Genomic DNA, 11,591 nt, shown 5'->3' with positions numbered 1-11,591 from the left:
GTATAGAAAGACATCTAAGAGAAGTATTAAATAATGAATCTGGTATGGATGAAAATGTATCTAAGGCTATTTGGGTAGTTATTGCAGTGTTTTTAGGTGGACTGATGTTAGCTTGGGCAACTGGAGCGTTACAAGATGTTATTTTACCAAAAGCACAATCTACAATTGTAAATATGTTTGGATAGGATTTTATATTATGTCTTTCAATAATATTAGTTCTAATAGCATTTTCAGTTATTTCTATGATTTAAAATTTCTGCCAACAGGTGAAAAAATTGTGTTAAGCAAAGAGCAAAAAATGATATTACTTTTAATAGAATATTTATTAATCATAAGCCTATTTAAACATATTAATAATATAGCATTAATAATAAAAGGGTTTTTATATGCTCAAATATTAATCTATGCTAGTTATGTAGATTATAGAACAAAATTAATACCTAATAAAATACAGGTATTAATATTATTTGTATCCTTTATAAAAATGAATTTATATTTATCTATAATAAATTTATTTTTATTTGCGTTACCTCTTTATTTATCAGCAATATTGAAAAATGGAGGTATTGGAGGAGGGGATATAAAGCTTATGGGAAGTAGTGGATTTTTAATTGGGTTTAAAGGTATAGAAGTTTTAATTTTTATTCTAATTAGCTTAATCTTGGCATTTGCAATCAATCATGATAAATATAAAAATGGTATTGCTTTAGCACCTTACATTTCTGTAGGATGTTTTTTATCATATTTATTATAGGAGGAAAAATATGAAATTAGCGACAAAAAGAATAATAATTGGTTGTTCTGCATTACTAATAGGTGTATACATTTGTTTTGTTTCTCCATATTTACAGAAAATGAAATCACAAACAACCTTTGTTAGAGCAACACAAGAAATAAAAAAAGGAGAAAAAATAAGCTCCACAAAAGTTAGGGAAATTAAAACAACAGATTCTGAGAGTTTACCTCAGACAAGTATTAAAACAAAAGATAGTGTTGTTGGGAAGTATGCAATAACAGATATTAACAAAGATGATAATGTGTTGACTACAAAGATTTCAAAAAATCGTGTGGCTGAAAATGAATATTTATATGGATTAGATGGTAAGAATCAAGCCATATCTTTTACAATAAAAAATTTTGCGGCTGGACTATCAGGAAAGCTAGAAACAGGAGATATTATATCAATTTTAGCTGCTGATTATGGAGAAGATAAAGAAACTCTAAAACCTGCTGAATTGCAATATGTAAGAGTATTAGCTGTTACTAATGCAAAAGGTTCTGATAAGAATGATGGAAAAGTCCAAAAAGGAAATGAAGAAGAAAATGAGCTTCCAACAACTATTACAGTGCAAGTAAATGATATCCAAGCTAAGTTATTGGCCACACTAGAAGAAAATAGCAAAATGCATGTAACACTAGTGTATCGTGGTACAACTAATAATGCTGAAAAATTTATAAAAAAACAAGAAGAAACAATAAATTTATTGGCATCAAGAAACATGACTACACCAATAAAAGAATAGGGGAATAGAAATGAAAGGTAAAACAATTGCTATTTGGGGAAGCCCAAGTTCAGGTAAAACTACTTTTAGTATAAAGTTAGCAAAAAAACTAGCAGAGGAAAAGAGAGATGTAATTTTAGTTTTTTCTGATTTAATCTGTCCTGCAATAAATACTATTTTACCGAATGAAAAAATTAAAAACAAGTCATTAGGAAATGTGTTGTCAGCTCCAATTTTATCAGAAGAAGTAATTTTAACAAATTTAATAAATGGGAAAAATAAATATATAAACATATTGGGATACAAGCAGAGAGAAAATGTATCAACCTATGCACAATATAATATAGAAAGGGTATTAGAGCTGTTTAGAACATTGGAAAACATGGCTTATTATATTATTGTGGATTGTACAAGCTATTTTTTTACAGATTTATTGACATCTACAGTTTTAGAATACTCTGATACTATTTTTAGGCTTGTAGAACCTAGTTTAAAAGCTATATCTTATTTTGATTCCAATTTACAATTATTGATGTTACAGAAATTTAAAATAAATAAACATATAAATGTGTTATCAAATTTCAAGGAAGATGAATCAGTAAGGGAAGTAAAAGAAATATATAGAATAAAATACGAATTACCTTATCTTGAAGAAATAAGAGAGCAAACTCTATCTGGAGATTTATTTCAAGAACTTAGTAAGAAAAAGAGTCAATACAACAAAACTGTTAATGAATTAGCTAGTACCTTAAAAAATGAGGATTATATAAAAAAATGTAAATCATGGAGAAATAAATAATGGCTTTTGGCGATAGACAAATTCTTAAAAATTTCTTGAATGAAGATAAGGAAGAAAAAGAATTTTCAGATGTATTAAAGGAAACTCAAAGTTATATTTTAGATAAGTGCTTTTCAATTATGGCAGGAAAAAATATATTGGAGCAAAGAGAATCAGTAAGACCATTTGTTGAAAAATTTGTTACTGATTATTCTTATAAGGTAAAAGGATTATCTGAGAAAGAATTAATTGATAAATTATTATCTGGAATGTTAGGATTCGATTTTTTAGATAACTATCTTTATAGAAATGATGTTGAAGAAATAAATATAAATGAATGGGATTCAACTAGAATTACGTTCAAAGATGGGCATAAGGAATTTACAAAAGAATCATTTAATAATCCAAAACATGCAATAGATGTTATTAAAAGAATGTTACAAATGTCTCATATGGTATTTGACAATGCTCAACCAGGTGTAAGAGGACATTTATCAGAGAGAATAAGGATAACAGCTCTAGGGTACGGTTTAATTGATGAGAGTAAGGGTCTTGCTGTATCTATTCGTATTATAAACCCTCAGAAGCTAAAAATAGATGATTTTATAAAGTTTGGTACAGGAACAGCAGAAATATTTTATATTATGCAGAGACTCTTTAAATATGGAGCAAGTATGTGTATAGTAGGACCAACTAATTCTGGAAAAACAACTCTTCTAGATTCATTAGTCAAAGAATCTGTAGATAATGATGATAGAGTAATAACAATAGAAGAAGATGTTAGAGAATTTGATATGGTCAAGAGAGATGAAAATGGTAAGGTAATAAATGAAGTAATACATCTAAGGACAAGACATAGTGATGACCCTAAGCAGGATATAGACCAAGAAAAATTATTGGAATTTTCTCTTACAATGAACCCAGATTACTTAGTGATTTCTGAGATGAAAGGTAGAGAAGCATTTGAAGTACAAAAAGCTGCTAATACAGGGAATCCTTTTATTACATCTATACATGCGAACTCTTGTATTGATGTTTATTCAAGGATGTTAGATTTGTGTAAGACGAAGTCAAATATGGATGATGATACTCTAATGAAAAATGTAACTAAAGCTTTTCCTATTGCATGTTTTGTGAAACAATTGAAAGACAAATCAAGAAAAATAATGGAAATAACAGAGTGCATTGTTCATGAAGATGGAAAACGTGAGTTTAAAACATTATTTCATTTTGTTAGAACTGGTATAAAACTTGAAGGAAATAAGAAAGTAATCACAGGATATTTTGAAAAGGTAAATAATATTTCTGAGAATATTCAAAAACGTTTACTTGAAAATGGGATTACAGAAAAAGAATTAAATAAAATGTTAAATTATTATGAAGTATCTGATTTATGTAATTGAAAGGAGGTTTTTTAATGGGATTCTCAAATATATTTTTGTTTTTAGTGATTACAGGAGGAATATTTACACTATTGAATATATCTCCTATTGAATTTTTAAGAGAAATAGTATCCATATTTGAAAGAAAGCAAAAAGCACCTTCTATTAGTGATAAAGTAGAAATTCTAACAGGCAAAAAGAAAGAGAAGGGAATAAAACGCTTAATAAAAGATACTAGTAATATCTTAGAACGGACTCAAAGTAAGGGGAAATTCTCAAATATATGTATCTTTGCCATTGTATTAATGATACTAGGGATATTTCTAGCACTTAGCATAAGCAATATATTTTTAATACCAATATTAGCATTTGGATTTGGTATGTTGCCATTTTTATATATAAAGATAACTGCTAATTCATATGAGAGGCAATTAAATGATGAGTTAGAAAGTGGTTTATCTATGATTACAAATTCTTATTTAAGAAATGAGGATATAATATTAGCTATAGAGGAGAATATTGACTGTTTTAATCCTCTTTTAGAAAATATATTTAGAAAATGTTTATATAAAATTAAACTATCTCCTGATATAAAAGAAGCATTAGAAGAATTAAGAGATAGTATTGATAATGACATATTTGTGGAATGGGTAAATAGAGTTATACAATGTCAAACTAATAGAACACTAAAGTCTCCACTTAGAGCAACTGTAAGTAAGTTTTCAAATGTAAAGATACTAAATGAAAAAGTAAATAGTAAGTTAATGGGGCCAGCAAAAAGTTTTTTAACTATGACATTTATATTATATGGCTCAATTTTTATGTTGAAATTTTTAAATATAAATTGGTTTAAAAATTTAATGTACACATTACCAGGGCAAATTTCTATTTGTATTACTGTTTCATTAACGTTTTTTTCTATTATACAAATTAGTAAACTGATAAAACCGATTGATTATAAATCAATAAATGAATAAGGGGGGTGATTAATTGATACTATTAATTTGTTTCTCTTTATTTGTATTTAGTATTTATATGATTTTAGCTGGAATATTAAATATGCCAGGAGCAAGATATTCAAAAACTGTATCATCAGTTATAAATTCAAACAAAAAAAAGAAAACATTAGATGATTTAACTACAAAAGTAGCAATGAGAGTATCAAAATTTGTAAAGATTAATGAGTATAAAAGAAAAAAACTATTATTAACCTTGAAATCAGCTAATATAAACTTAACTCCAGAAACCTATATTGCAAATGCTTTTGTAAGTTCTTGTGTTGTTCTTTCTCTTACAATTCCAACTTATATAATTTATCCAAAAGGATGTATTATTTGGATAGCTCTTTCTATTTATTCTATTTTTCAAGAGCTGAAAAGGGCAGATAGAATTGTTGCAGATAAAATAAAAAGAATAGATTATGAACTTGCAGAATTTGCATCAACATTAGCAATAGAATTGAGTGGAACTAGAGATCTTTTATATATAATTTCTGAGTATATAAAAACAGCAAATGAAACATTAGCTGAAGAACTTAAATTTACGTTAGCTGATATGAAATCCAGCTCTCAGAAAGAAGCTTTAATTAGATTTGAAAGTAGAATTAATAGTTCAAATTTATCAGAAATAATAGTAGGTCTTGTGGGTGTATTAAATGGTAACGATGAGATTATGTATTTTCAAAAATTGGCAAGTAAGTTAAATGATTTAAAACTACAAAGAGTAGAAACAATTGCTAGTAAAAGACCTGGTAAAATTGGAAAATACACAATGCTTATGCTTGGTTGTCTAATAATGAATATGTTTGTTGCTTTAGGCATTGAAGTTTATAAATCCTTAAACAATTTCTTTTAAGGAGGATTGGGATGAAAAAAATATTAAAAAGCAAAAAAGATTTATATCAGCCTATAAGAAATGAAAAAGGAGCTATAGACGAATCTATTTGGATTATAATAATAATATTTATTGTAGCACTTTTAGTTGGACTTGTAATTAATGTGTTACCAGTTATCATTGCAAAGAGTCAATTAAACCACTATGCAAATGAGATTGTTAGAATTGCAGAAATAAGTGGTGAGGTTGGTCAAGATGTTGATAATGAAATAGAAAAATTAAATAAGAGTATAGTTGAGCCAGATAGAATTGAATGGTCAACAAAGTATATAAATGGAACAAACAAAGTCCAGCTCAATGAAGAAATAAAGGTGACTGTAAAAAAAACAATGGATTTAAGTTTCTTTGATTTCGCTTCTTTCCCAGTACCTTTGGTTTCAAATGCGACTGGAAGGAGTGAGGCATATTGGAAATAAAGAACATCTTAAAAAAAGAAGATGGTAATGCGACCTCTATAGTAATATGTATAATTGTTGTAGTTATTATGATATTGTTTTGTATTTGTGCTGAATATTTAAGATTAGCACTAATAACTAAAGGTGTTAGAGATGCTTTTGAAAAGTCTATTATTGCTATAGCTACAGAGAACTATGATGAAGCATATCCATCTTTAAGAGAAGGGTATGGTGCTGCATATCAGTTAGATAAAGATGATAAATGGAAAGAAAATATTGATAAAGGAAATATTGAAAATAAGTTAAAAGAGTCTTTAAAATTGACAGAAGAGGATAGCGAATTTATTAAATATAATGACTCCAAAATAGAATATGTCCTTTCTGATTTGAAAATAGACATAGTGAATAGACCCTTAGCTCCAAGTGACACAAGTAAGGCAAAGAAATACACTATAAAGGGGTCTATTAATTTGAGAATACCTCCTTCATTTGGTTTTACAAAAGCTGATACTATGAAAGTAAACCTAGATTCTACAACTGGATATACACCATTATTCTAAACAAAAATATTTTTTAAAATATATAATTAGGTGTTCATGGTAAGAAATGGTATAATATTTTTAGCAAGAAGAAAAATATATAATCTATAGAGTGGAGTTCATACAAACAAAAGAAATAACCTCCGAAAGAAAGGAGGTGTAAGTATGAACGAATTTTTACTTAATATTTTCGCTGGTGTTATTGCCAGTTTAATATTTTGCTTACTTGGCAAAATATTTACAAAAGTAAAAGGCCACTCTACGCGAAAGAGTGACCTAAGAGTTGAGTTTAAATTTACATTTAGACTCAAAAAATAAACATTTTTTAAAGAACTCCACTCTACAGCAAAATAGATTGTAATTCTTCTTGCTTTTATTATATCACAAAAATTTAAGTTTGATACAATTTTACATCATATCTTTCTTATTTAATCTTAAAAATTAAAAAGTAGATAGTAACAAGAGTCCTAGTTAAATATATTTTTAAAACTTTGTACAACTTTCAATCGTTTTATCTAAGCTATTATTTAATAAAAGACATACAAAAAAATGCACCTTTCTATTTAAGAAAGATGCTAAAACCATTATAATATGTATATTTGAATATAGTTTCTTAATTATTATTATAGCATTAATCGACATCTTTTACATGTTCAATTATGTCCTCTATATTGCAATCAAATACATCGCAAAGTTTATCTAACATATCAATATCAATTCTTTTAATCGTTTCATTGTAGAGAGCCGTAATTGTACTGGGTCTAATACCAGTTTTTTCACTTAGTTCTATTCTAGACATTTTATATTTACCAAGCAATTCTGATATTTTTATTCTAATCATTTGAAATCTCCTCCAATTATTAATCATAAATTAATTATACTTATTATAAATGAAAATATCAATAGGAGTGAATTATTCACTTTAGAAGTTAAAAAATAACGTTAGGAGTGAATTATTAACGCTAGAAGTGAATAATTATATTAGGAGTTATTGACTTATGGTAAAAAATGGATTATCATCTAGATATAATAAGTAATCACTCCTATTAATTAAATCAAAAAGGAGTGAAATATATGAAATTTTTAAAGATAATAAGAAAATATAAGCTGTCTATCTTAGTTATAGCTTGTATCGTAATTGGATGTGCTGGAATTTTTAGTATAAGTACACTTGGCAAGAAAGTATCTAAAGTTTCACAATTAAGTTCTAATAAAACAGAAAACAATGAAAGCTCTAATAATGATAACTTGAAAAGTAAAAGTGTAAATGTTCCAATTATTGATTTAAGTGATAATGTAAATACAATACAAGAAGAAAAAGATAGAAAAGATTCTGAGAAAAAGAATAAAGTTCAGAATATAGATAATACAACTAACAATAATACAATTAAAAACAATAGACCTACCAAGAAAGATGTTCAGAAAAAAAGTGAACCAAAACCAAAAGTTTCAAATAATAACAAGTTAGTTAATCCAGAAGTTACTAAGGATTCTGAAGACAATAAACCAAACAAACCTAATAAACCTGAAGATAATTCAAATAATCAAGAAAAACCATTGGACAAAGATGATGGATTGATTGATGTACCAGGATTTGGGCCTAGTAAGCCAATAGAAAGTCATGGAGAAGGTGGAGAATCTGATGGAGACTGGGATAAAATTGTTGGAGATATGTAATCTATATTAAGGGGGATAATTATATGAAAATTAGTAAAAGATTATTGGCATTGGGAATGTCAGTAATGATATTTGTAGTTAGTTCATCTAATGCATTTGCTTTATCATCTATAGATAAAATTCAGGGGCAAGATGAATATGAAACAGCTGCTCTTATAGCTGATAAACAAAATTACAGTACAGCAATAATTATAAACACAGATAGAACATTGGCAGATGGATTAAGTGCAAGTGGTTTAGCCGGTGTAGAAAATGCACCAATATTACTAGTTAAAAAAGATAATATACCTTCATCTACATTAAAAAGGCTAAATAAAGTTAAAAAAGTATATATAGTTGGAGGGAAGAATTCAGTTAATGAGTCTGTTGAAAAAATATTGGTTGATAAAAACATAGAGGTACATAGAATAAGTGGTAATGATAGAATAGATACTAGCTATAATGTAGCTAGAGAAGTAAACAGTAAGACTAAAATAGAAAAAGTTATGTTAACAAATGCTTTTAAAGGTGAACCAGATGCTATGAGTATTTCACAAGTAGCTGTTAGGGAGAAATCTCCTATAATACTTACAGATGGAAAAACTATTCCTTTTGATATTAAAGGTATAAAAAGCTTTGTTATTGGTGGATATACAAGTATGAGTAATAAATTGGTAGAGAAAACTAACTCAACTAGATTAGGTGGAATAGATAGATATGAAACTAATACAAAGGTAATAAAATATTTTTATAAAGATCCTAAAGAATTTTATATAGCAAGTGGAGCTCATTTAATATATTCACTTGTTGGATCAACAATAGCTAAGAGTAATCCAATTGTTTTAGTTGGTGAAGGTAGTGATAAAGCAATATTAAAGGGAGCGGCTAAGGTAACTGCATTGGGGAAAGTATATGATAAGGATATAGAAGAAGCTATAAATACTGTGAATGGTAAAGACAATAAACCTGATTCAGATAAAGAAGTAGTTGATGTGCCAGGTTTTGGGCCACAAAATCCTACTGATAGTAAGGGCGAAGAAGGTAATTCTAATGGAGATGCAGATAAGGTTATCGGAGATATGTGAAGCACGAAATTCAATATAACTATGAAAAATTATGAGATATAATGTCTCATAATTTTTTTATTTAAAAATAAAATCTAAGGAGAACTATGATGAAAAAAAAAATAATTTCAATGATTATTTGTATTCTTATGATATTTATTTCAGTAATAAGTTCATTTGGTGATGGTGATGGAAATATAGATGGAGGAAGTGGTGGAGGAAGTGGAAGTGGTGGAAATAAAAATAATAAGTGGACAGCAGGTGATGAAGGTGTAAGAGTTAGTATAGTTGATGTGAAGACTCAAGATAGAGTTGGAAAATCTATTGATTTAACCAATAGAAAGCCAAATATAAAGTTTCATTTTGGAAAAAAAAATAAAATAGAATATCGTAATGGAACTCAATTAAGTCTTTCATCACAAAGTTATGAATACACAAATCCTGCTCGAAAATTACCTGTTATTATTTCAAGTAATACATATGGAAAAAGTGATATAAATAAAATAAAAAAATATTTTTGTAATGATTGGACTCAACAATTAATAGCGAAACAGATTGGAATTGACTATGAGGAAATGATTGGTGGGGAATATAAAGTTCTTTTAGAACCTATAGCCTATTTCACATTTGCTGGAAATAAGATGGCTATGACAGCAACTGAGGCCGCATTGTATAATAAAAAACTTGGTGGTAATAAACTAAGAAATAAATTAGCAAGTATATCACACAAAAACTTACCTCTTTCTATGTTTTTAGAAAAGGATGATTTAGGTTTCAAAGCTTGGAAAGGTATTTCAGATACAGATAAAGCAAAAGCCAAAGATGATGATACAATAATTAAAATGTTAGGTTTAGGTATAGTATACTTTAATAATGAGCCAAAAGAAGATGATGAAGTTGTAATTCCTCCAGTAAAACCACCTAATCCAGAAGAACCATCTAAACCAGATGAAGGTAATAAAAATGATTATGAATATAGGATAGATACAGATGTTATAACTTCAATTAAGATAAAAGGATCTAATCGTACACCTAAAAATCCAGTTAAAGTAATTTTTAATATTAAGGGAAAAGATTATTCAATGAACAATATATATCTTCCAAAAGGCGGGGGAGAGCAATATGCTTGGGTTAAATGGCATACTCCAAAAACACCTGAAAAAATAATCATTAAAGTAAGTTCAAATGCTACAACAGATAAAGCAACTATAACTGCAAATATAGTTGATTTAGAAGAAAAAGTTCCACCAGATCCAAAAGCAAAAGATAGGAATGATAATTTTAAAACTCCAAATTTACCTAACCCATATGTAAAAACTAATGCTACTTATGGGGAATGGGATTGTTACTGGGTTCCACATTGGGTGTATTACTCCGATGGTGATGGCGGGGGAGAATGGGTTGATGAGGGTTGGTATGAATGGAAATGGTTAAGTTACAATGTTTCTTTGATAGCTGATATGCAAATTAAAGCTGACTCAAAAGTACCTACTTCTAAATCTGATAGAAAAGAAATGAAATCAGGGTATGGGTTTAATGTAAATGTAGATTCAAAAATGAATTATGATGCTCCTGAAACTAGCTTTACTGGTGCTCAAAATGTAAATACTTTATATCCTGAATTTAAATATGAAACATATAACAGAGTGTTACAAAGGATTCAAACTGGTTTAAGCTCTAAGTTTGAACTAAAAAATAATAAGTATTCTACATATAATCAAAAAGCTCATTTTACACCTATTTGGTATAAAGATGGAGCATACAATGTTTATGGGCAAGTGATGGATGTATGGACACCCGTTGGTGAGTTAAGAGCAAATGTTAATAATGCCATGACAATAAAAGGAAATCTATTTCAAGATTGGCATATAGGGCCACTTAAAGATTAATTTTTTTAAAATAGAATTAAATATATTTAAAAAACAGAAAAGAGAACTTTATGTATTAGAGTTCTCTACCTTTGTTTATATATTATTTATATAATTAAAGCTACTTCTTAAAAATATTTATGTTTTATGCTAGTCCACAGTTACATAACAAAAGCATTACTCTGTGCAAGCAAAACTCTACCACTTGTTCACCATACTTTTTTATAAAACTTTCCATCTGAGTATCAATAAATAGATAGTATTCTTTTATACTTGCTATATATGCAGTCATTATATGAATACATTCATCTGCTTTATTTCCAAACACAATATATCCCCCCAATAAATAAAAGTAATAATAATACCAGGCATTAAATTTAATTATTTAAATATGCTTATATGTTCTTATATAATATGAATTCACAATATTATAATACTTTGGATTAATAATGTTTACAAGTGGATATGCGAAACTGGATATTACAAATGTAAAACTGGTTATATAGTAAGCTGG

General features: G+C 27.8%; 15 protein-coding genes. 13 read left to right on the top strand and 2 right to left on the bottom strand.

All coding sequences use genetic code 11. The features are described from left to right. The 10 genes from KGF39_RS12420 to KGF39_RS12375 all read left to right on the top strand — a co-directional run. The coding region (locus KGF39_RS12420) for a DUF6133 family protein (RefSeq protein ID WP_227822543.1) at positions 1-185 on the top strand (185 nt) is incomplete at its 5' end. Positions 186-196: 11 nt separating this feature from the next. Next, positions 197-754, top strand: a complete 558-nt coding sequence (locus KGF39_RS12415; protein WP_227822542.1) for an A24 family peptidase — start codon at positions 197-199, stop codon at positions 752-754. 10 nt (positions 755-764) lie between these two features. After that, positions 765-1,523: an RcpC/CpaB family pilus assembly protein gene (locus KGF39_RS12410; RefSeq protein ID WP_227822541.1), complete on the top strand. Its 759-nt coding sequence runs from the start codon at positions 765-767 to the stop codon at positions 1,521-1,523. Positions 1,524-1,533: 10 nt separating this feature from the next. Next, positions 1,534-2,301, top strand: a complete 768-nt coding sequence (locus KGF39_RS12405; RefSeq protein ID WP_227822540.1) for a ParA family protein — start codon at positions 1,534-1,536, stop codon at positions 2,299-2,301. Next, entirely contained in the window at positions 2,301-3,683 is a 1,383-nt protein-coding gene (locus tag KGF39_RS12400; RefSeq protein ID WP_021382322.1) for an ATPase, T2SS/T4P/T4SS family, read from the top strand. The genes KGF39_RS12405 and KGF39_RS12400 overlap by 1 nt, the downstream gene beginning before the upstream one ends. 14 nt (positions 3,684-3,697) lie before the next feature. Beyond that, a complete protein-coding gene (locus KGF39_RS12395) occupies positions 3,698-4,639 on the top strand; it encodes a hypothetical protein (RefSeq protein WP_227822539.1) in 942 nt (313 codons plus the stop codon). A 13-nt stretch (positions 4,640-4,652) separates the two neighbouring features. After that, a complete protein-coding gene (locus KGF39_RS12390) occupies positions 4,653-5,516 on the top strand; it encodes a secretion protein F (RefSeq protein WP_227822538.1) in 864 nt (287 codons plus the stop codon). An 11-nt stretch (positions 5,517-5,527) separates the two neighbouring features. Further along, a complete protein-coding gene (locus KGF39_RS12385) occupies positions 5,528-5,971 on the top strand; it encodes a DUF4320 family protein (protein ID WP_021382325.1) in 444 nt (147 codons plus the stop codon). Next, complete coding sequence (locus tag KGF39_RS12380) at positions 5,962-6,510, top strand: hypothetical protein (RefSeq protein WP_227822537.1); 549 nt, start codon at positions 5,962-5,964, stop codon at positions 6,508-6,510. The genes KGF39_RS12385 and KGF39_RS12380 overlap by 10 nt, the downstream gene beginning before the upstream one ends. Before the next feature lie 144 nt (positions 6,511-6,654). Further along, positions 6,655-6,807 (top strand): type I toxin-antitoxin system toxin, encoded by a 153-nt coding sequence (locus KGF39_RS12375; RefSeq protein ID WP_227822536.1) that lies wholly within the window; start codon positions 6,655-6,657, stop codon positions 6,805-6,807. A gap of 313 nt (positions 6,808-7,120) precedes the next feature. Here the strand turns inward: KGF39_RS12375 and KGF39_RS12370 are convergent, their stop codons facing one another. Beyond that, on the bottom strand, positions 7,121-7,330 hold the full coding sequence (locus KGF39_RS12370) for a helix-turn-helix domain-containing protein (protein WP_074178624.1): 210 nt from the start codon (positions 7,328-7,330) through the stop codon (positions 7,121-7,123). Positions 7,331-7,563: 233 nt separating this feature from the next. Here KGF39_RS12370 and KGF39_RS12365 point away from each other — a divergent pair, with 233 nt between their 5' ends. From KGF39_RS12365 to KGF39_RS12355, 3 genes are all read left to right on the top strand, one after another. Further along, the gene (locus KGF39_RS12365) at positions 7,564-8,166 is read left to right on the top strand and encodes a hypothetical protein (protein ID WP_227822535.1); all 603 of its coding nucleotides are present in this window, start codon (positions 7,564-7,566) and stop codon (positions 8,164-8,166) included. A 23-nt stretch (positions 8,167-8,189) separates the two neighbouring features. Continuing rightward, positions 8,190-9,230: a cell wall-binding repeat-containing protein gene (locus KGF39_RS12360; RefSeq protein ID WP_227822534.1), complete on the top strand. Its 1,041-nt coding sequence runs from the start codon at positions 8,190-8,192 to the stop codon at positions 9,228-9,230. 89 nt (positions 9,231-9,319) lie between these two features. Beyond that, on the top strand, positions 9,320-11,098 hold the full coding sequence (locus KGF39_RS12355; RefSeq protein ID WP_227822533.1) for a hypothetical protein: 1,779 nt from the start codon (positions 9,320-9,322) through the stop codon (positions 11,096-11,098). Positions 11,099-11,222: 124 nt separating this feature from the next. Here KGF39_RS12355 and KGF39_RS12350 read toward each other — a convergent pair whose 3' ends face one another. After that, a complete protein-coding gene (locus KGF39_RS12350) occupies positions 11,223-11,405 on the bottom strand; it encodes a hypothetical protein (RefSeq protein ID WP_021382331.1) in 183 nt (60 codons plus the stop codon). Between the last annotated feature and the right edge of the window lie 186 nt (positions 11,406-11,591).

The organism is Clostridioides sp. ZZV14-6345 (assembly GCF_020657775.1).
Taxonomy (GTDB): Bacteria; Bacillota; Clostridia; order Peptostreptococcales; family Peptostreptococcaceae; genus Clostridioides; species Clostridioides difficile_D.
This window is presented reverse-complemented; position numbering and strand designations above follow the sequence as displayed.

What these genes read in the sequence shown, in the direction of transcription:
- KGF39_RS12400 (WP_021382322.1), top strand. Translation starts at nt 2,301, where the DNA reads ATGGCTTTTGGCGATAGACAAATTCTTAAAAATTTCTTGAATGAAGAT.
- KGF39_RS12355 (WP_227822533.1), top strand. Translation starts at nt 9,320, where the DNA reads ATGAAAAAAAAAATAATTTCAATGATTATTTGTATTCTTATGATATTT.
- KGF39_RS12405 (WP_227822540.1), top strand. Translation starts at nt 1,534, where the DNA reads ATGAAAGGTAAAACAATTGCTATTTGGGGAAGCCCAAGTTCAGGTAAA.
- KGF39_RS12385 (WP_021382325.1), top strand. Translation starts at nt 5,528, where the DNA reads ATGAAAAAAATATTAAAAAGCAAAAAAGATTTATATCAGCCTATAAGA.
- KGF39_RS12410 (WP_227822541.1), top strand. Translation starts at nt 765, where the DNA reads ATGAAATTAGCGACAAAAAGAATAATAATTGGTTGTTCTGCATTACTA.
- KGF39_RS12370 (WP_074178624.1), bottom strand. Translation starts at nt 7,330, where the DNA reads ATGATTAGAATAAAAATATCAGAATTGCTTGGTAAATATAAAATGTCT.
- KGF39_RS12395 (WP_227822539.1), top strand. Translation starts at nt 3,698, where the DNA reads ATGGGATTCTCAAATATATTTTTGTTTTTAGTGATTACAGGAGGAATA.
- KGF39_RS12375 (WP_227822536.1), top strand. Translation starts at nt 6,655, where the DNA reads ATGAACGAATTTTTACTTAATATTTTCGCTGGTGTTATTGCCAGTTTA.
- KGF39_RS12365 (WP_227822535.1), top strand. Translation starts at nt 7,564, where the DNA reads ATGAAATTTTTAAAGATAATAAGAAAATATAAGCTGTCTATCTTAGTT.
- KGF39_RS12360 (WP_227822534.1), top strand. Translation starts at nt 8,190, where the DNA reads ATGAAAATTAGTAAAAGATTATTGGCATTGGGAATGTCAGTAATGATA.
- KGF39_RS12415 (WP_227822542.1), top strand. Translation starts at nt 197, where the DNA reads ATGTCTTTCAATAATATTAGTTCTAATAGCATTTTCAGTTATTTCTAT.